The sequence below is a fragment of the Aurantimonas sp. A2-1-M11 genome (genome assembly GCF_036549475.1).
In the GTDB taxonomy this organism is placed as follows: domain Bacteria; phylum Pseudomonadota; class Alphaproteobacteria; order Rhizobiales; family Rhizobiaceae; genus Aurantimonas.
Genome location: NZ_JAZHLI010000021.1, coordinates 40,882 through 59,008, shown reverse-complemented (window position 1 = coordinate 59,008; position 18,127 = coordinate 40,882). Strand labels below are relative to the sequence as shown.

Sequence of the window (18,127 nt, the reverse complement as noted above, 5' to 3'; positions counted from 1 at the left end):
CTTTTTGCTACGGCGGAAAGTCGGAACATAGACCGTCGGAACTCGGCTTCTACCCGCCTTCTAAGCCGATGGTCGCAGGTTCGAATCCTGCCGGGGTCGCCACTTCCGATTTTTAGCCGCGTAAGCCCCTGTTTTCGCTCACTTAATTATTAGGTGCGGCGGTCGAAAATCTAGGTGCGGCGATAGGCTGTTCACGTTTAGGCCTTTCGAGGCCGCGATTGCCATGGCGCGAGCGTCGGCCCGCTTGGTGTAATGGGCCGCCATCGAATCGCTCGACCACCCGAAATATGCCTTCAGCTGGCTTTGCGTTCCGCCGCCCTCGGCCATGATGGTCGCGATGCGTTTGCGCAGGCCGTGGGCGCGCACCGGCAGGCCGGCGGCGCGGCACCAGTCGGAGAACGTGTTGCCGAAGCTGGCAGCGCTGCCCCACGGTTCACCGCGACTGGTGACGAGGAAAGCCATGTCACCCGTCGGTGTGGCATCAATGGACGCCTGGAGCGGGGGCAGGATCGCGATGTAGATCGGCGCCGCGGTCTTCGTCCGCCGGTACTCGATCACGCCCTCCCTGACGTGCTGCCGGCCTACCGCAATCGCGTCGGAGCGGGCGAGGCCGGTGAACAGCATGAGGTCCATCGCGAGCCGCTCGCGCGTGCCGACGGGATAGTGCTGGCAGTAGGCGAGGATGTGATCGTCGGTCCACGGCGTGAAGCCTTCGGTCTTCGCGTTCGGCCGCTTCACGTCCTTGGCCGGATTGTGCGTCATGTACCCGGCATCGATCGCCCAATCGAACAGCTGCGACATCGTCTTCAGGAACGTTATCGCCGCGAACGGCGTCTTGCCCCGGCGGTCGCGTCCGGCAGCCATCGTCTGGCGCGTCAGTTCGCCGAGGCGCGCGTCGCCGCCGGTCTTCACGATGCTCTTCAGGACGTTGGCCCGCATGCGCTGGGTCGACGGCGCCAGCGTCAGAAACGGTGCGCTGTCGAGATAGCGCTCGACGAGCCAGCGGAGCGTGCCCTTGGCCTGCTTCTGCTGTGGCGCGACGACCTGGCCGGACAGCGCACGATCGTAGTCCTCCTTCCATGTGGGCGACATGAAATCGCCGCGCAGCCGCACGCGCGGCCCGTCGTCCTTGCGGAAGTACCAGACGTATTTCCCGTGGCGGGACTTTTCACGGCGGGTGTAGGGAAGGCGAGGGCGCGGCATAACTGACATCAGAGGTACCAGTTTGGCTTGCTGTCAAGCTGCGGTGGTTCCTGCGGCGCGTCACACGGCACGAACCGCACGACGCCGTTCTCGATCCGGACCTCGTAATTGACGCCCGCGGCGGCCGCGCCCTTGAGGATCGCCGTCACCTGCTTCTGCGTGACCTTGAGCGGGCGGCCGGTCATTTCCGATACCTCTCGGCCTCGAACCCCTCAGCCGCAACCGGGAGTCCCGCCGCCCACTCCGGCAGATCGCAGAGGATCGCTTCCATCTCGGCTGCGGAGCCGTGGTCAGCCTTCGGCTCGGTGACGAGTTCGTCATGCACCGACAGGATCAGTGGATAACCGGCGGCCTCGAGCCGCGGCATCGCGTCGGCCATGACGTCCCGCGCCACCGCCTGCGTCGCGTTCTCGGCCAGCAGGCCGCCATACGCGAAGCCGCGTTCCCACTTCCGGGTGTAGCTGTTGACGCCCATGTAGCTCAGCTGGTCCTTGTAGACCGGCGAGCCGTCGTCGTTCGTCCAGGGCATCTCCTTCGTGCGGATCTCCGGATAGGCGTAGGCGAGGAACCGCTTCGACGGTAGCTGCATGAACAGCCACGAGCCCACGCGCTTGAACGCGATGACGGCGCCTACCTTGCCCACGCGGCCGGGTGTCTGCGTAGCCTCGATCGCGGCGTCTTCCATGTCTCGCCAGAACTGCTTGATCGCCGGGTGCGCGGCGCGCCACGCGTCGCGGATGGCCTCGACCTCGGGTACCGGTAGCCGGACGCCGTAGTTCACGCCCATCGTGGCGAAGGCGCCGACGCCGCCCTGGTAGCCGAGGGCCAGTTCCATCACCTTGCCGATCTGGCGTTGCGCCTTCGTCACGTCGGCCGGCGCGATGCCGTAGGACCGGCCATAGGCGACCTTGTAGAGGTCGGGGCCCTCGCCGGCGTCGAAGTCGCGGAAGGCCTGCACCTTCCACCGCTCGCCAGCGAGCCAGGCCAGAACGCGGCCTTCGATGTTCGCGTAGTCGGCCGCGACGATCTTGCGGCCCGGGGCGGCGCGGATCATGCCGCGAAGGCAGTCGGCGACCACGTTGAGCGGATCCTCGTAGAGCATGTCGACGAGGTCGATGTCGCCGGTGCCTATGATGTCGATCGCGCTGTCTACGTCCTCGAGGTCCGGGCGCTTGATGTTCTGCGGCTGGAAGCGGCGGCCGGCCCAGCGCCCGGTGCTGGCCGCGTGGAACTGCAGGAGCCCGCGCGCTCGGCCGTCGGCATCGGTGCCGTTCAGGAGCGCGTCGATCTTGGCGACGCTGGCGCGCGCCGACTGGCGCCGGATCTCCAGCGCCTCGCGCACGTCGGTCGGGAGATCGTCCCGAGCCAGAAGCTCCTCGATCTGGTCCTTGGCGATGCTCTCGATACCGTCGAGGCCTCGCTCGCGCACCCATGCGATCAGCTGGTTCCGGTTCGAGCAGGCGCTGACGGCGAAGTTCGTCACGGCCGCCATGCGCTTGTCGAGCCGCTCGGCCGCCGTCTTCACGATGCGCTTGGCCGCGTTGGCGAGCTTGCGATCGACGTAGACGCCGCGTCCGTTGATGCGCTGGTCGAGGTGCCAGAGGTCGAGTTCCGAAGGCTTCAGGGGGCGGAGGCGCTTGCCCAGCTCGCGCTCGACCTCGACGTCGATCCTGCAATAGCTGATCAGCCGCTCGACCTTTTCGGGCGCATCCCACCAGGTGAGCGGGTCCGTCTTCCGTGGCTTGGCCATTTGGAGCATCAGACGGCGGCCGGCGCTGTCCTTCTCGATGTCCAGCCCGGCGGCCGGTGCGGCCTGCTCCAGTGAGCCGGGGAGGGCGAGGGCGTAGGCCTGCACCATTGTGCAGCGCCATTGCGTCGGGTCCGGCACCGGCCAGCCATAGCGCGGGCCAAGGATGCGCTCCCATAGGATCGCCTCAAACGCCGCGTTGTGGGCGTGCAGCTCGCCACCCTCGATGACGTGCATGGCGATGTCGTCCGGGCACGGCTCGCCCGGGCGCCAGGTCAGAACGTCGCCGTCGTCGAAGGCGTAGCAGGCGCACCAGAGATCGGTCGTCGGGTCGGCGGCATAGACGAATGCGCCCGTCTTCTTCAGGTCGACGGTGCTGCGGCTCTCGAAATCGATGTGGAGGGCGGTCATGCGGCCCTCCCGCAGATCGTCACGCGTGTGCTAGTCGATCCGGTATGGAAAAACGGCGGAACAAGATGGTAACCGGGGGCGCCTGTTTCTCCGCCGGGCTTGCAGTCGGCGCGCTTATCCTTGCCGCTGCGCAGCTGGAATGGCTGAGGGAGACGATCGGCGCGTTCAGCGGATGGGCTGGGGGAATTGGTGCGCTCTACGCGGCATCCATCGCCTACAAATCGCTCCAGCAGATGCGAAGAGATAGTGCCGATCAGAATCGCAGGCATCTCGATGTTCTCGAGACTCAGTTGCGGCGATCCAGAACCGTGCTCCGCCGAGCTGAAAGTGGAGTTGTAGGGAAGCTGGAAGCGGAAATAGGCCTCTTGCGATATCCGTTTTTTGACATCTCCGGCTTCGGTAACGCACGGTCGAGTGCCAAGGACCGCCTTCGGCGCGTCGAGGTAAACATAGCGGATACGATCGATAGCCGTATTTTCGAACAGGCTGCAGACCTTGTCGTAGATGACATAGAAGGACCTGCCGCCGAGCTCCGAAGAATCGTGAATGGTGAGATCCCGCCCGAAAGCCTCGTCGACATGTTTTTCCCTGATGTATTCCTGTCGAATTTCGACCCGGAGGATCGGCGCAAGATTCACGCGATGCGACATAGGGTGAAAATTATCTGTACCTCCATCCGCCAGGCAATGGACGACTATGGTCTGCCCGAAAGACGGGTCGCCGACACCGAGTGATTGGGTCACGCTGCCATCTCCTGCAGGGCGTAGCCGCCCCACTGGTCAGCCATGGCCTCGGCAATGCCGGGGAAAAACCGGGAGCGCTCGCGCCACCGATCGGGGCCCGGCGACATGCGGTGGACGCGCTGGTCGCGGCCCTCAACCACGTTCGTGGGGACGAGCGCCGGAAGGTTCTTCAGCCAGAGGCAGGTGCGCTTGGTCTCGCCATGGCCGAACTGCCACGGCTGGACCGACTGCGCCGGCTCGGCGTAGTTCCGGATCCGCGCCTTCGCGTGCTTGTGCATGACCGGGTTTTCGACGGCGATGCGCTCGATCGGCGCGTTCCAGAACGTCGAGAACAGCGCGGCGCCTTCCTCCAGATCGTCCCACATCTGCTCGCGGGTCTTGCCTGCCGGCGGCGCGGTGAGCCAGCGGACGCCGCTGTTGCAGAGGCGGGTGCACGGCGGATGCGCGACCATGAGCAGGTCCCAGCCGTCGTCGAGAAGATCGCGAGCATCGCCGCGGATGTGCCGGTTGCTGCCGTCATCGCTCGGGAGGAGATCGCAGGACCACGCATCATGTCCGCGGTCGAGGAACGCGTTCCGGACGATTCCAGAGAACTCGCAGGCGACGAGGACGCGGAGGGCGGCGGTCATGCGCGCACCGCCTTTCCGATCTCGCGATGCGCGGCACACCAGTGCGGCCCGCTATCTTCCGGCTTCGGTGCGCCGCAGACGTGCAGCGTCACACTGTGGAGCGGGTCGCGTGCGTTGTCGGGCTCTACCGGCCAGCGGCACCCGCAAGGTTGCGCGTCGGCGAGCAGCACCGGCGCCCGACCGGCGAGCGGCCTGAAAGCATCCGTGCGCCGCGGGGGCTCGGCAGGAGCGACGACCTCGGGCGGCCGGCTGATCTTCGGCACCGGCTGGCTAGTCGGCTTTGGCGCTGCTTCGGGCGGCGCCTTCCGCGCCGTGGTCACGGTCCGCCGCCGCGGGAATAGCGCGCGCTTTCGGTTTGAGATGCCGATCACGGCGTTCCGAGAGACGCCAAGCTCTCCGGCGATCACGGCGGCACTGTTGCCGTCGATCCAGAGCCGGGATGCGGCGGCGATACGTTCGTCGGACCAGCTCAATTTCCCGCTCTCCGGCGAAGTACGCGTGCCAGGTTGTTCAGCCCGGTCGCCGACGCGATCGCCGCCGCCTCGGTGAAGCGACTGTCCAAAATAGCCCGCTCTAACAGGCGAAAGTTGCTAGGTGCGGCGCTCACGAAAGCATCCCCTTCAGCGTCTCGGCCTGCCGACATGCGACGATCCCTTTCACGGTAGCGGGCGACATCCCGCCCGGGGCGATCTGCCAGAGGAGGTCGAGCGCGTCGTTCGTCCGGCCCTCGATGATCAGTTCGGCCAAGTGGTCGCGCTGGCGCTCGTCAGTGAGGATGCCGTAGCAGTTGAGTTCCTCGATGCGCTCGCCGATATCTTCCTCGCTGGCGTTCTTCAGCAGCGGCCCGTCTTCGTCGGGGTTGTAGACCTCGATGTCCCTCGCCTTGCACTCGGCGATCAGGTCTTCCTCTTCGCAGAAGGGCGCGAGGTTCACGCCTTCAGCGCCGCGCTCCTGCAGTTCCTGAATAAGTGCGCCGGTCTCGGCGGTGGTGAGGTCTAGCGCGTCCATGGGTGGCCTCGTGTTGACTGTTGTTCTCGTCAGAATGTCGAAAGTTGCTAATCCGCCGGCGAGACGGGGAGGAGGTCGCCCCGCCGGCGGTCTGCTCACGCTGTTCGGTTAGATCATTCCCAGCGCGTGCAAGTAGAGCTCCGTGATCGCCTCTTCCTCGGCGAGCTTGTCGGCGTCCATCTTCCGGCGGCGGATCACCACGCGGAGTGACTTGGTCGAAAAGCCGTTGCCCTTGGCCTCGGCGTAGACGTCCTTGATGTCGTCGACGATCGTCTGCTTCTCTTCCTCAAGCCGCTCGATGCGTTCGACGAAGGACCGGAGCTGATCCTGCGCGACGTCATGGACGTCCGCGCTGTTGTGGCCGATGCCCGGATCCTTAGACATCGGCCGCACCCTCCACTGGGAGGTCGAGAATAGCGTTCAGCTCCTTCACCGGCACAGCGGGAAGGGACAGCTTGATGTCCTCGAAATCGTCGAGGAACGAGCCAATCTCGGGCCAAACTTCGCGAAGCTTCCCTGTCGTGGTGACGGAGTTTACCACTGAGCGAATCTGACCCTCAGCCTCCTTCACCTGCCGGCTGAGTTCATTTCGCCGGTCCAGCAAGACGGCGTGCTGCGCGGCGACTTCTGTATCGGCGTCGAAGATCGCGACAACGGCGTTCCGAGTGTGCTTCGCCAACAGCGGTCGATGCACTTCGTCTGCCGCTTTCTCCACAAGGGACCAAAGGCCGCCGAGGCTACCGTGCCCGTTGAAGTGGACCCGGTCCATCTCGGCACCGAAGCGCAGCAGCATATCGCAGGCAGTCGGGAGCCAGCCTTTGGGCAAGCCGCGGATTTTCTTGCGGGTGCCTTCGTCGTAGACTGCGTCGTAACAGTCCTCGGCGAATGCTTTTCGATCGGCAACCAGTTGGGCGACATCGCCGCCGAACCGATACCGCAGGATGCGGGACGTGATCGTGTCCCGCACCGTCGTGGTGAGTTTTGCGGAGGCCATCGTCAGCCAACCATGTCTTCGAGTTCGTCCTCGCCGACGGCCTCGAACTCGCTCTCGGCCGCAACGGCACCGCCAGCGATCTTGTCGGCGTGGTCGAGCAGCTGGACGTTGCCGAGGCCGAACGACACGCCGGCACTCTCGACCTCGTAGGCGAACGGCTGCATCGTCACACGGCACCAGCGGCCGTTGTAGATTTCGTCCGGCTCGTCGGCTTCGTTGACGTCGGCCATGGCCTTCGTCTTCACGCCCGGGCGCGTGTTCGACTTCAGCCGAATCATGTGCGGGAAGTCCTCTGCGTACTCGGCGAGCCGGGGCTCGTCGCGCGTGTCGAGGATCGGCAGCTTGACCTTCTTCGTCTTGAGCGCTGCCGGCGTCCACTTGTTCTGCTTGGTCGCCTCGGCGGCTTCCTCCAGCACCGAGATATCGGCGTCGGCCGGGATCAGGATGGTGATCTGGAACTTGAACTTCGTGACGTCGGTCTGGCCCTTCGCCGTCGGCGCCTTCTTGAACAGGCTGGCGTACATCATCCGGCAGGCCGGAGACATGTAGGTGCCAGTGCTGTCGAGGAACTTGGCGGTCTTGAAAGCGTCCATGGTGGTCTGGTCCTTGTAGACTGGAGGATGCGCCGGCGGTCATGTACCGCGCCGGCTCGGCGTGTTCCGGCTATTCGGCGCCGAACTCGGAAGCGGCGTCGACCTTCACGGCCGGGCGGGGGTCGCCCTTCGGCACGAGGTTCGTTCCGCTGGATTCCTTGATGACGAGCGGCTCCATCGCGGATTGCCGCTGCTTGGCGTTCTTGCCGGGGAACATCCGCTCCAGCTTGGCCGGGGAGCGGAGCTTGCGCTCGTAGAGTTCTTCCTCGGCGATGCCGAAGTCGATCTGCAGCACGTCGAGGACGTCGTCGCCTTCCTTCCATTTCCGAATGGCGCGCTTGGCCACCAGCTTGAACCCGGCGGGCATGTTGCCGGCGAGCGCCTGGTCGTGGGCGTGCTGCTGGACGGCCTTGATCCAATTGCTGATCAGGTCCGCCGCGTGCAGCGTCTTGCCGATCTGTTCGGCTGTCATGGTCTCGGGTGCGGGCAAGACGAGCTCTCCTGTGTCGCTGAATTCGATCTCGGCGAGGGCCAGCGCGTGACGACGATGTTCGGGGCAGATCGCGGCGGCCGGGCAGAACCGGCAGTGTTCGCCGGCGGCGAGCGGCGCGCCGGGCGCCTCGGTGGCAAGCGCGGCCTCGCGGATCGTGTCCTCGAACTCCAGGAGCTCCAGGACGTCCGTCTCGTAAGTGCGGATCCGGCCGTCGCCGTGTGGGGCCCGGGGCTGGACGATGTGCAGGGCGATCTTCTCGACCGGCAGGTTGTGATGCCGCCGCGCCGCGCCGGCGCCGTAGAGCATCAGCTGCGGGTTCTGGTCGGCCGTCACTGCGACGCCCTTGCCGAACTTGAAGTCGATGACGTGCAGCGTCCGGGTAGCGTGGACAAAGACCGTCGCGTCACCGGTGCCGAAGATGCCCGGGTGCAGATCGGTCATGTCGAGGCGCTCCTCGACCGACATCAGCGCCGCGTCGGCGTCGCCATAGATGCCACGGACGTGGTCGAGATATTCCTGCACGGCCTCGGCCATGTCGTCGTCGACATCGAACGTGGTCTCGCCGTTGGCGGGCTCGTTGCACTTCTCCGGCGGATCGAACGGCGTCTTTCCCTCGGCGGGCTCGACGTTGATCAGCCAGCCGTAGAAGTCGGCCGCATCCTTGCCGTCGGTGAGGCACTTGCTCGCCAGTTCGTGTGCGGCCGACCCCTCATTAGCGAAGCTGGTCGAGCGATTAGGAATATCTTCCGACATCCGAATGCTGCCGGGGCAGACGAGCCAGCGGTGCGCGGCGGACGGCGCCAGCTTGGCGTGGGCGCGGGTGGTGTGAGCGGCGGGGGCGGTCACTTGGACCCCTCCGGCTTTGAACGGGGCCAGAGGCGAGGGTCAGCCCGCTCGACCAGAGCTTTTTGACAGGCGGAGCACAGATCATACGCGGCTTGCCCGTTGCCGAGATCGCCGACAGGATAGCCGCGAAAGCCTGCCATCGTGACGGTGACGACTGACCAGTCGTCCGGAGATTGACTGACGGCCTTTTCGACTGTCTTGCCGCAACCGTCGCACTCCCATTTCACCATCTTGGCCATTTCGCACATCCATTGTCGAAAGTTGCTAAAAGCAGCGCGGCCGAAGCCGCGCCGATGTGGCGTCGGACCTAGTCGAGCGCGGAGTCGACGCCCTGGCTTTCCGTCACGGCCGCCATCAGCGCACCGAGCTTCTCGTCGGGGAGGTCGCCGAGCTTCTTGACGCCGAACGGGTTCAGCAGGCTCTGCACGAAGTCGCCGCGCTTGGGCTGGTCAACCTTGGCAGCGGCCTCGACGATCGCCTTGCGCACGTCCTCGCGCGACACGTCGCCGGCGGGCGGCGTGTCGGCCTTGGTCTCCGCTTCCGGCTCCTTCGGCTCCTCGGCCGTGTCCGTGTTCTCGCGGATCGCGCGCTCCAGCGACGCGATCACGTCGGCCCGGCTGTTGCCTTCGGCCAGCTTGGCGTCGACGTCCTCGATCGCGATGCCAGCGGAAGCCGCCAGCTTCTCCAGCGCCTCGTCTTCGGCCATCTCTTCCTTCGTCCGGCGGGCGCGGCCTTCGCCGGCCTTGCCGCGCAGACGCGGGGCCGGCTCGTCGTCCACGGCGGTTGTCGTCTCCGTGTCGCCCGTGACGAACGACTCGACGAGCGCTGGGGCGTTGGACGTCTGGACGCCGAACAAAGCGGCAAGGGCGGTCAACTGGTGGCCGATTGCCGCCGGCTGGTCGCCGGTGATCTCGATGCGGATCATTGGGGTTCCTCTCGGATTGTGGGGGCAGGAAACGGCTGGCGTTTCGTGAGCCGGCGCTCTGCCGCCGGCCTGCGAAAGGTCAGGCGGACTCGGCAAGCGCTTTTCGTAGAGGCTCCATGACGAGCTTCTCGGTTCTGTCAGCATTCTTCCTGAGGCTGGTGAGCATGGCGTGACAGGCTGCAACGCCCTCGATGGAAGTTGCGCCGCCCGCCTTCTCAACGCGTGCGAGCCATTCGTAAGTTGCGCCGATCAACGCTGCCGCGTTTGTCGTCGCTGTAAGAAGCCTCTGGCGCTCGGCCTCAATTGTCTTGATCTTGTCGTCGGCGAACCGGAATGCAGATCTAGCCGAGGACTCCGTGTCGACTGGATCAAAGCCGGCGTCGAGAGCCAGTTTGCCCCACCCCTCGGCGAGGTATTGCGCTCTGAGCTTCTCACGATCGACCATCGTCTCGTTTCCTCTGATCCTGTCCCGGCGCTCCGGGGCGACTGCGTTGACTGCCAGACCGATTATGCACAGCGATTAGCGCGTAGCAATGCTAAAAATGCTAAACACGAGATAAACAACTAGGCGAGCATGTCGCCGATGTCGTCGGCCTCGGGAGCCGGCGCCTGAATCTGAGCGAGCAACCCCGCGAACTTTGCGATCTCGGCATAGGTGAAGATCGCCACCGGCTGGCCATCCCTGACGGTCCGAAGCGTTAGCTCCACGGTCACAGCGTGTTCCGTGACGACCACGTTGCCGAACGTCGGGTGCGTCTTCAAAGCTTTGCCCTCTGAACGGTCATGGGTTCTCCTTCCGGTATTCGGCGAGCAGGATGCGGCGGCAGAAGACAGAGATCGGGAGCCCGTCGGCCTTGCTGTAGAACCAGTCGTATTCCGCGCTCGTCAGTGCGATGTCGACGCACACCTCGCGCTTCGGTGCTTCGCCTTTCACGGCGCCAATACGGCCGGCCCGCGCCTGCACCTGGCGCACCGTCCGGCCAAGCTTGCGAGCCGTCACGTTGACGTTTTCGCGCATCTGCCGGTCCCGTCGGATGACGTTGTCCTCATAGGGCGTGAAGTTCGGGCTGCGCGGTCGCCGGTTCATCCGATCACCCGCACGATGTCGTTCATCTTCCGCGCGATCGCCCGCTGCACGGCCTCGTCGATCGAGCCGGCCAGCGTAGCGAAGCGAACAAGGCACGCCTGATCCTGGCCGATGCGGTGGATCCGCTGCGCAGCCTGTTCGTTCTCAGCCGGCACCCACGACGACTCCACGAAGACCAGGTCGCTCGCTGCCGTCAGCGTGATGCCGGTTCCGGCCGCCTGCAGCTGGCCGAGGAAGACCCGCGCGTCGCCGCGCTGGAATTCGTCCACCTGGCGCTGCCGATCGGTCGTCGAGCCATCGACCCGGGCGACGGCATAGGCCGGCTTGAGCTCGGCTTGAAGCCCGTCGAGGACGTCGCGATGCTGGGCGAACAGCACGATCTTGCCGCCACCGTTGGCGAGCCAGTCGCGCACCCACGCGGCGACGCCCGCGACCTTGGCCGCGCCAGTGAGGCGCCGCAGGGTGGTAACGTGGCCGGCGACCATCTTCAGTCCGTCAACGCCGTGTTCCTCCAGCGCCTTGCGGACGATCACGGCCTCGTCGCCGAGGGCCTTCGGATCGATCCGGCCGGGCACCGCAAGCTCGGCGTATCGCAGTGCCGGCATCTCGCTCATCACCTCGGCCTTCGTCCGGCGGAGCATGAATCCGTCGAGTGCCGCGCGCAGCTGGTCGTGGTTCTTGCCGCCGACGATCTGCATGCCGAAGCCGTTGTCGCGAGTGTGGCAGAACTTCCCGACGAACTGCGCGAAGGTGCGGGGCTTGCCGCCCTTGGCCAGGATGGCATTGGCGTGCAGGGCGCGAAGATGCGTCCAGAGTTCGGACGGATTGTTCGGCATCGGAGTTCCCGAAAGCAGGTAGACGCGCTGCGCCTGCTCGGCGAGGCCGCCGACCCGGTCCCATTTCGGCCCGTAGAGCGTCTGCGTGCGCTTGGCCGTCGGGGTCTTGACGTAATGCGCCTCGTCGATGATCAGCGTGTCGAAGCCGGCGGTCGCCTGGCCGGCACGGTCGAAGCTCAGCACCTCGAAGTCGAACAGGCCGAGCGACCACATCTCGATCTCGCGGCGCCAGTTCTCGACGACGCTGGCCGGGCAGATCACGAGCACCCGGCCGGCGCCGGCAGTGTCGGCGGCGATGATCGCCTGCGCGGATTTGCCGAGGCCGGGCTCGTCGGCCAGCAGCGCTGCGGTACGCGCGGCCAAGAACTCGGCGCCGGCCAGCTGGTAGGGCATAGCGACCGGCATCAGTCGGTGTCGGGGACGTTGCCGGTGCTCAGCATAACCGGCGGGTGCGCGGTGCCGAGCACGGTCAGGTGGATCGGTGCGCCGGCATTGACGGCCGCGAGCTCGTCTGGCGTTGGGAACCATGCGGTCTGCATGGCCGGCGTGCCGTCGCCGCCGACGCTGCAATTCAGTCGCACGTCGCGGATCGGCAGGCCAAGGTAGCCCTGGCTCTTGCCGAGAGTGCGCGTGGCACCTTCAATGCGCCCGATGATCATCAGATGCAGATCCCTTCCTTGAGGCAGAAGATCGCGATCGCGTCACACTCGTTATCGTCCGACGGGGAATAGCCGCGCTCGAATGCAGCTTCCATCATCAAGGGTTTGCCGGCCGCTCCGTTACCCGTCCACGCGCGTTTTATCGTTCCGACCGGGATTCCTTCGTATGGGACGCTGTTCGTCTCGCACCACTCGGTGAGGATCGCGAGCAGACCGCCGTAGACGTGGGCTGCATCGGTTCCGCGGTGCTTGCGGACCTCTTCGAAAGAGACCTCGTGCAGCCGGTACGCACTGCCGATCTCGTTGAGCCGCTCGCGGAATTTCACGAAGCGCATGCCGCCGCCGTCGAACCGACCCGGCTTCAGGCTCCATACGCCAGAGAAGTGCGCGCCGGGCGTGCCGACGCACCATCCTGTCGTGGTGCCGAGGTCGAGAGCGAGGCGCGCCATGGGTCTAGGATCCTTGGGTATGAATTTCGTCAGCAAAACAGAACATAATAGGAACACTGTCCTCGGCGGAGAGTCGAGCCCGTAGCGTCAGTTTTTCGGCGGCAATTTGGAAAGCGCAGAACTGACAGCGGCTTGCCAGTCACGGCTGCCCTGTGAATTACGAGGAAGATCGTCCTCGCCCACATTGCGCAGCTGATAGGAGAGGAGGAATGTCAGGCAGCAGGCCGCGTGCGCCAGGTGAGGGAGCCCGGTCTCGGGATCGGTGTCCTCGCCGTGGTCGAAAGCGGCCATGTGACGGTCGAGAGCACCGCGCAGGCGCGACCACGCCATCCCGCGTTCCCAGTTCCGTGCACCACTCTCGATGAACGAAACTCGGTCATCGGACAGATCCGAGAAATGCGGAAACGTCGGAATCCTCAACGTAGGAAGCTGCCTTTTTAAGCAGCCGAGCATTGTCCTCAAACATTCCGAGGCCGTTGTTGCACCGACTGCAAAGCAGACCTCGGACATGCCCTCCATCGTGACAATGATCGACGTGAACACGCGCAACTTCATCGAGGTTTCGCTCGCAGATTGCGCAACGATGATTTTGCAACGCGGAGATATCGTCGATCTCTGAGACCTCCAGTCCGTATTGCTTGCGTAATCGTGCTCTTCGCCTGGTCTCCCGGTCTCGCTTTCGACACCGGGGATCGGTCTTGCGATGCTCTGCGAGTTCTCTGACGCGATCCGCGCGCCGGGTGCCCCTCTGACGTCTGTTTTCTCGTTGCCGCTCGGCGAAATCGGGGTCTTGGTCTCGCAGTCGTTTTTCGTAGCAAGAGCGACAAAGGCCTCTCGAGTAGACCATTCGCTTCGGATGACAGCCTGCGGGTTTGCCTCCGCGAGACGCGCCGTTGCCCATTCAAGGGTCTCCTCTTTCGATAGTTCTCGCTTCCGGGAGTATTTGGCGGCCCCATAGGTCAGGACGGCGACGACGGCCGCGAGTGCGTCCGGCGGGTAGAGCTCGTAGCGCAGCTTGCCGCTGTCGTCTTTGCGGCCCTCGCTCATTGGCCGGGGCTCGCGGCGGGCGCTGGGTTGGCGAGGGGGTTTGTCCCTGACATACGGTCGCAGTATGCCTCATGGATTTTAGAGAATGCCGCGTCCCAAACGGGGCCATGGCCTGCATCGATGCCGGCAGCGACGTGCGCCAGTTCGTGTGCCATCACCTCGATGACGGCTTCCATTGGGATGCCGACTGCGACGGTGACGACCGCCCGCCCGCCGTCGTCTGGATAAAACGTCTCGCCATACGGACCCTCTTCGGGGAACGATGCGAACTGCACATCGCAGGCGAGGTCTGGGAACGCATCCAAGGCCGCCAGTCGCAATTCTTCGATGGGGTTCTGGACAGACAAATCAGCCGCAACAGGACTGAGAATGCGTCGAGCTACAGCGCGGGCTTTGTCTTGTGCGAGAGAATTCCCGCCTTCGACCCAAGCGGGGAAAACGTGCCCCGGTGATGCGGCATCGCGAGCCCACTGCATGGCTCCCCACACTGCCTTGGCGGCGTCTTCCACCGGCTCTGCCACCCGCTCTGCGGGGGCCGGGGTTGGCAATTTATCTACACGCCGGACAACGTCGCCAGTTACAGGGTGCACGCCCGTAAAACCTTTCTCATGTGGCCCTGTCACCCAGTGAAGTTCTCCGTCCTGGGCCGGGGATGCACGAGAGGCGAACCGCTTCAACCGTCTCGCGATAATATCGGCGGAGATTGCGGGAGGGTTTGCAACAGCAGGCTTGCGATACCACTCGTCCACCAGCAGGGCGATTGAAGTGGCCGCGTGCTCCACCGCATCCGGGGGTACGTCGGATGCGGGCTGTGGGGCGGCGGCAGCGATGTCGCATCCAACGCAGTCGTTGAATTTCCCGCGCCCGCCACTCTCCTTGCACCACCCTTCGCAATGCCGTTCTGCAAGGTCGTCTAGCTTCGTCTTCGCGTCTGTCATGTCTCGTCTCCGTGTCGTGCGGCGGCGGGTCAGCCCGGCAGCGCAGCAACCATCAGCCCGCCGACGACAGTCGTGGTGATGGCGCACACAGCCCAGGCGGTCAGGAAGACCCGGTTCATGGGGCGTGCTTTCTGCAGGTTGCCTCGATCGCGCTCTCGCTGACCCAGCGCTCTGTGCCGTCACATCGACGGACCTGAACCGTGCTGTCTCGGTTCACCGCATACTGATCGGTGTGACGCAGAGCGACGATCTCGTAGATGTTGCCCGTGCCGTCGCGCAGCTTGTCACCCACCGCATAGGTCATCGGGCGCACTCCCGATCAAGCTCGCTGTACGCGGCGCGCACCTTGGCCTCGTACTCGTCGGCAATCGCGGTCATCGCGGTGCGGATCCGCGCCTCGTTGTCGGGCGTCACCAGCCGTTCGCGGCCGAGCGCCTTGCGGCCGGCCATGCGCGTGATCAGCGACGGATCGTTCGTCGCCCGTTGGCCGAAGGTCGAATGCGGGACGCCGGCCCGCTCACACAAGGCAAGGATGTCGTCGAGGATGTCGTGTGCGTCGCTCACCGTCGGGCCGCCTTTCGTTTCACTCATGTGTAGCATGTCTAAACTTGCTAACTGTGCGACGCAAGCCTAAAAACGTGGATGCGGCGCCGGTGGTCCGCTGACTTCTCCCCATCGTATGGAGCCCCGATGCCTTCGATCCTCGAACACGCGCTCGACTTGGCAGCCCGCGGCTTCCGGGTGTTTCCCCTGATCCCGAACGACAAGAAACCGGCCATAGACGGCTGGCAGCAGAAAGCGACGACGGACGAGTTGCAGATCCGGCGATGGTGGCAGAACAACAGCGGCTACAACGTCGGCGTTGCGGCCGGAAAGTGGGCGGGCGAGGGGCAGCTTCTGCTGTGGGATGCCGACGTGAAGAACGGCAAGCCGGGCCTCTCTTCGCTGGCCGAGCTCGACATGCTGGGGATGCCGGACAGCTTCCGAGTCTCGACACCGTCCGGCGGATTCCACGTCTATACGCAGATGCCGGCCGATGCCGGGATTACGGTTTCGGCCGACCGGATCCCCGACTATCCCGGTGTCGATATCCGCGGGCCCGGCGGATACGTCGTTGGCCCGGGCAGCGTCATCAACGGCCAGCGGTACGCGGTCGCTGCCGACAATCCGGTCGCGCTCGCCGAGACATGGCTCGTCGACCTGGCGAAATCGGCGCAGGGGCAGAAACGCGAAGTAACGTCACGCGAAGCCGTCGGCGAGATCGACAGTGTCGAGGCCTTGCTCCGCGGCGCCGAGTGGCTTCGCAACGGCGCGCCGGAAGCGGTCGAGGGCGATGGCGGCGACCATGCCACCTACATCGTCGCCGCCCGGCTCCGTGACTTCGGCCTGAGCGAACCGACGGCATTCGAACTGATGTCGGTGCACTGGAACGAAGCCGGCAAAGCCTCGCCGCCATGGGCGCCGGAAGAGCTCCGCCGCAAGATCGAGAACGCCTTCGCCTATGCGCAGAATCCGCAGGGCGTCAGTCTCGCCAGCGCCGAGTTTGAGGCGGTGCCCGAAGACAGCGGCGCTTGCGCCGGATCGAGATGGGAAATCGGCGTCAAGGGTCGTTCCGCCAAGATCTACGCCCTCGACTTCGACACCTCTGCCGACATGGCACTTGTCGCCGGCGCCGAGCCACTGATCGAGGACATGCTCGACGTCGGCGCCATGTCGGTGATGTACGGCGCGTCGAACAGCGGCAAGACCTTCGTCGGCCTCGATATGGGATTCCACATCGCGGCCGGGCTGCCCTGGCAGGGCCGCCGGGTGTCGCCGGGCCTCGTCGTGCATCTTGTGCTCGAGGGCGGGCGAGGTTTTCACAAGCGGCTCGCCGCGCTGCGCAAGCAATATGCCGACGCGATCGCCGGCAAGCGGGTGCCGTTCCTCGTCGTGCCGTGCCCGATCGACATGCGCACCACCGGCGCCGACGTCCGCGCTCTCGTAAAGCTGATCCGCTCCATCGCCGAAGAATACGGCGCCCCGGTCCGGCTGGTCGTCATCGACACGCTGAGCCGGGCGCTCGCGGGCGGCGAGGAGAACGGCAGCCAGGACATGGGCGCCTTCGTCACGAACGCTGACGCGCTGCGCAACGGTCTCGACTGCCACGTGATGACGATCCACCACAGCGGCAAGGACGCGGCCAAGGGCGCACGCGGCCACTCCCTTCTGAGGGCTGCGACCGACACAGAGATCGAGATCGCAGACAACGAGATCCGCACGACCAAGCAGCGCGACATGGAGAGCATTTCGCCAATCCGGTTCGCTCTCGTCGGGGTGGAAATCGGCAAGCTGGATGACGGCCGCAGGGTCGATTCCTGCACCGTAAAATTGCTCACCGGATCGGAATTCGCGCCCATCGAACTGAGCCGTTCGGCCACTGAGATGTGGGAAGCATTTCAGGATGCGGCGAAGGATCTGGCCCTGCAGGGTGGCCGCGATCCTGCAGACTGGAACGACGAAATCCTGACCTCCGAGACGTGGGAAGAGGCCTATCGGGCACTCCGTTCGGAGGATGCGGAGGCCGGAAAGACGTTCAGCACGCGCTACATCAGGAAGTTGCGGAGCGAGGTCGTAGATAGCGGCCGAGTCTTAAAAGTGCAGGAAAATCAATGGAAGGCCGCAACCTGAGATACGCGGAACAAAAATCGTTGTTCCGCGGCAGTTCCGCTTGTTCCGCGGGTCGGAAAACAAAAGGCGCGGAACAAGCGGAACTCAGGCGGAACTATTTGGAAAGGTCAGCACAAACAATGGCTTACAGCTACGCGGAACTAGGCGGAACAACCGCGGAACTCGACCCCGGCACTTCAGGCCGGGGGACCCCCTTTAGGGGGGACCCCGCCCGGCCTGCGGAACAAACCGGCCGTCAGGAGACGTCCTGGTTCATCGTCCAGACAAACCCGCAGTGCGACGAACGGGCGATGCAGGCGATCGAGCGAATGGGGTTCGTCGCGATGTCCCTGACCTGGCGTCAGGATGTTTGGCGCCGCCGATCGAGGCAGTGGGTGCGGACGATCCGGCGGCTGTTCCCCCGGTATCTGTTCGTGGGCTTCGACGAACGCCATCCACCGTTCGGGGCAGTGCGACGCTGCGACGGGGTCGAGCGCTTCCTCGGCGTGGACGGCAAGCCCCAGCCCGTTGGCTCGGCTACCGTGGCCAACCTGGTCGAGTTGATGGGACGCGGCTTGTTCGACGATCTCCGGCCGGCCGAGCCTGTGCCCGCCGGTGAGCTGCCGGTGTTCGAGATCGGCGACGAGGTGGTCGTCAAGGATGACCGGCTGTTGGGGGAGCTTGGCGTGGTCGTCAAACGCCACGGTCGGCGATCGGTAAGCGTGAAGCTCCACGGCCAGCGCGTCGAGGGCGTGGCGCTTCGCCCTGTTCGCATTCGTGTTGACAAGCTACAGCGAGCTAGATAAACGATTCGGGCTAGAAGCTTATCCGTCGACTTGCAGGCAAGCGTGCGGAGCCAGAGAGCCGGGT

The 18,127-nt window shown here is 65.0% G+C and carries 26 protein-coding genes and 1 pseudogene; 2 read left to right on the top strand and 25 right to left on the bottom strand.

The features are described from left to right. Nucleotides 1–138: 138 nt before the first annotated feature. The 25 genes and pseudogenes from VQ042_RS11735 to VQ042_RS11625 form a co-directional block, all read right to left on the bottom strand. Nucleotides 139–1,203: a tyrosine-type recombinase/integrase gene (locus VQ042_RS11735; protein ID WP_331819391.1), complete on the bottom strand. Its 1,065-nt coding sequence runs from the start codon at nucleotides 1,201–1,203 to the stop codon at nucleotides 139–141. Between the two features lie 8 nt (nucleotides 1,204–1,211). Further along, nucleotides 1,212–1,388, bottom strand: coding sequence for a hypothetical protein (locus VQ042_RS11730; RefSeq protein WP_331819389.1), 177 nt, complete (start codon nucleotides 1,386–1,388; stop codon nucleotides 1,212–1,214). Next, complete coding sequence (locus VQ042_RS11725) at nucleotides 1,385–3,361, bottom strand: DNA polymerase (protein ID WP_331819388.1); 1,977 nt, start codon at nucleotides 3,359–3,361, stop codon at nucleotides 1,385–1,387. The genes VQ042_RS11730 and VQ042_RS11725 overlap by 4 nt, the downstream gene beginning before the upstream one ends. Next, nucleotides 3,358–4,104 (bottom strand): hypothetical protein, encoded by a 747-nt coding sequence (locus tag VQ042_RS11720; protein WP_331819387.1) that lies wholly within the window; start codon nucleotides 4,102–4,104, stop codon nucleotides 3,358–3,360. Before VQ042_RS11720 ends, VQ042_RS11725 begins: the two co-directional genes overlap by 4 nt. After that, complete coding sequence (locus VQ042_RS11715; RefSeq protein WP_331819386.1) at nucleotides 4,101–4,733, bottom strand: hypothetical protein; 633 nt, start codon at nucleotides 4,731–4,733, stop codon at nucleotides 4,101–4,103. Before VQ042_RS11715 ends, VQ042_RS11720 begins: the two co-directional genes overlap by 4 nt. After that, a complete protein-coding gene (locus VQ042_RS11710) occupies nucleotides 4,730–5,206 on the bottom strand; it encodes a GcrA family cell cycle regulator (protein ID WP_331819384.1) in 477 nt (158 codons plus the stop codon). The genes VQ042_RS11715 and VQ042_RS11710 overlap by 4 nt, the downstream gene beginning before the upstream one ends. Nucleotides 5,207–5,336: 130 nt before the next feature. Next, a complete protein-coding gene (locus tag VQ042_RS11705; protein WP_331819382.1) occupies nucleotides 5,337–5,741 on the bottom strand; it encodes a hypothetical protein in 405 nt (134 codons plus the stop codon). Nucleotides 5,742–5,849: 108 nt separating this feature from the next. After that, nucleotides 5,850–6,125 (bottom strand): DUF2312 domain-containing protein, encoded by a 276-nt coding sequence (locus tag VQ042_RS11700; RefSeq protein WP_331819381.1) that lies wholly within the window; start codon nucleotides 6,123–6,125, stop codon nucleotides 5,850–5,852. Continuing rightward, nucleotides 6,118–6,735, bottom strand: coding sequence for an Nmad5 family putative nucleotide modification protein (locus VQ042_RS11695; protein ID WP_331819379.1), 618 nt, complete (start codon nucleotides 6,733–6,735; stop codon nucleotides 6,118–6,120). The genes VQ042_RS11700 and VQ042_RS11695 overlap by 8 nt, the downstream gene beginning before the upstream one ends. Nucleotides 6,736–6,737: 2 nt before the next feature. Further along, the gene (locus tag VQ042_RS11690) at nucleotides 6,738–7,328 is read right to left on the bottom strand and encodes an ssDNA-binding protein (RefSeq protein ID WP_331819377.1); all 591 of its coding nucleotides are present in this window, start codon (nucleotides 7,326–7,328) and stop codon (nucleotides 6,738–6,740) included. A 70-nt stretch (nucleotides 7,329–7,398) separates the two neighbouring features. Then, nucleotides 7,399–8,667, bottom strand: coding sequence for a DUF2800 domain-containing protein (locus VQ042_RS11685; RefSeq protein ID WP_331819375.1), 1,269 nt, complete (start codon nucleotides 8,665–8,667; stop codon nucleotides 7,399–7,401). Further along, nucleotides 8,664–8,906, bottom strand: coding sequence for a hypothetical protein (locus VQ042_RS11680; RefSeq protein WP_331819373.1), 243 nt, complete (start codon nucleotides 8,904–8,906; stop codon nucleotides 8,664–8,666). Before VQ042_RS11680 ends, VQ042_RS11685 begins: the two co-directional genes overlap by 4 nt. A 68-nt stretch (nucleotides 8,907–8,974) precedes the next feature. Next, nucleotides 8,975–9,592 carry a hypothetical protein gene (locus VQ042_RS11675; RefSeq protein WP_331819371.1) on the bottom strand — a complete coding sequence of 206 codons (618 nt, stop codon included), beginning with the start codon at nucleotides 9,590–9,592 and terminating at the stop codon, nucleotides 8,975–8,977. A 79-nt stretch (nucleotides 9,593–9,671) separates the two neighbouring features. Then, complete coding sequence (locus tag VQ042_RS11670) at nucleotides 9,672–10,037, bottom strand: hypothetical protein (protein ID WP_331819369.1); 366 nt, start codon at nucleotides 10,035–10,037, stop codon at nucleotides 9,672–9,674. Nucleotides 10,038–10,156: 119 nt separating this feature from the next. Further along, on the bottom strand, nucleotides 10,157–10,354 hold the full coding sequence (locus VQ042_RS11665) for a hypothetical protein (RefSeq protein WP_331819367.1): 198 nt from the start codon (nucleotides 10,352–10,354) through the stop codon (nucleotides 10,157–10,159). A 19-nt stretch (nucleotides 10,355–10,373) separates the two neighbouring features. After that, nucleotides 10,374–10,610 (bottom strand): hypothetical protein, encoded by a 237-nt coding sequence (locus VQ042_RS11660; RefSeq protein ID WP_331819365.1) that lies wholly within the window; start codon nucleotides 10,608–10,610, stop codon nucleotides 10,374–10,376. A 65-nt stretch (nucleotides 10,611–10,675) separates the two neighbouring features. After that, nucleotides 10,676–11,920: a DEAD/DEAH box helicase gene (locus tag VQ042_RS11655; protein ID WP_331819363.1), complete on the bottom strand. Its 1,245-nt coding sequence runs from the start codon at nucleotides 11,918–11,920 to the stop codon at nucleotides 10,676–10,678. Further along, on the bottom strand, nucleotides 11,920–12,174 hold the full coding sequence (locus VQ042_RS11650) for a hypothetical protein (RefSeq protein ID WP_331819361.1): 255 nt from the start codon (nucleotides 12,172–12,174) through the stop codon (nucleotides 11,920–11,922). The genes VQ042_RS11655 and VQ042_RS11650 overlap by 1 nt, the downstream gene beginning before the upstream one ends. Continuing rightward, the gene (locus VQ042_RS11645) at nucleotides 12,174–12,623 is read right to left on the bottom strand and encodes a hypothetical protein (RefSeq protein WP_331819359.1); all 450 of its coding nucleotides are present in this window, start codon (nucleotides 12,621–12,623) and stop codon (nucleotides 12,174–12,176) included. Before VQ042_RS11645 ends, VQ042_RS11650 begins: the two co-directional genes overlap by 1 nt. Before the next feature lie 87 nt (nucleotides 12,624–12,710). After that, nucleotides 12,711–12,953 carry a dATP/dGTP diphosphohydrolase domain-containing protein gene (locus tag VQ042_RS25990; protein WP_442880072.1) on the bottom strand — a complete coding sequence of 81 codons (243 nt, stop codon included), beginning with the start codon at nucleotides 12,951–12,953 and terminating at the stop codon, nucleotides 12,711–12,713. A 46-nt stretch (nucleotides 12,954–12,999) separates the two neighbouring features. Beyond that, entirely contained in the window at nucleotides 13,000–13,470 is a 471-nt protein-coding gene (locus tag VQ042_RS25985) for an endonuclease VII domain-containing protein (protein ID WP_442880071.1), read from the bottom strand. Between the two features lie 95 nt (nucleotides 13,471–13,565). Further along, nucleotides 13,566–13,670, bottom strand: a pseudogene (locus VQ042_RS25980) (dATP/dGTP diphosphohydrolase domain-containing protein); the annotation flags it as partial. After that, nucleotides 13,667–14,608, bottom strand: coding sequence for a hypothetical protein (locus tag VQ042_RS11635; RefSeq protein WP_331819355.1), 942 nt, complete (start codon nucleotides 14,606–14,608; stop codon nucleotides 13,667–13,669). The gene VQ042_RS11635 and the pseudogene VQ042_RS25980, both read right to left, overlap by 4 nt. A 115-nt stretch (nucleotides 14,609–14,723) precedes the next feature. Continuing rightward, nucleotides 14,724–14,912: a hypothetical protein gene (locus tag VQ042_RS11630; RefSeq protein WP_331819353.1), complete on the bottom strand. Its 189-nt coding sequence runs from the start codon at nucleotides 14,910–14,912 to the stop codon at nucleotides 14,724–14,726. After that, nucleotides 14,909–15,199, bottom strand: coding sequence for a hypothetical protein (locus tag VQ042_RS11625; protein ID WP_331819351.1), 291 nt, complete (start codon nucleotides 15,197–15,199; stop codon nucleotides 14,909–14,911). The genes VQ042_RS11630 and VQ042_RS11625 overlap by 4 nt, the downstream gene beginning before the upstream one ends. A 99-nt stretch (nucleotides 15,200–15,298) precedes the next feature. On the opposite strand from VQ042_RS11625, the gene VQ042_RS11620 reads away from it, so the two are divergent. Next, a complete protein-coding gene (locus VQ042_RS11620; RefSeq protein WP_331819349.1) occupies nucleotides 15,299–17,278 on the top strand; it encodes an AAA family ATPase in 1,980 nt (659 codons plus the stop codon). After that, nucleotides 17,260–18,063 carry a transcription termination/antitermination protein NusG gene (gene nusG, locus VQ042_RS11615; protein ID WP_331819347.1) on the top strand — a complete coding sequence of 268 codons (804 nt, stop codon included), beginning with the start codon at nucleotides 17,260–17,262 and terminating at the stop codon, nucleotides 18,061–18,063. The genes VQ042_RS11620 and nusG overlap by 19 nt, the downstream gene beginning before the upstream one ends. Nucleotides 18,064–18,127: the final 64 nt, after the last annotated feature.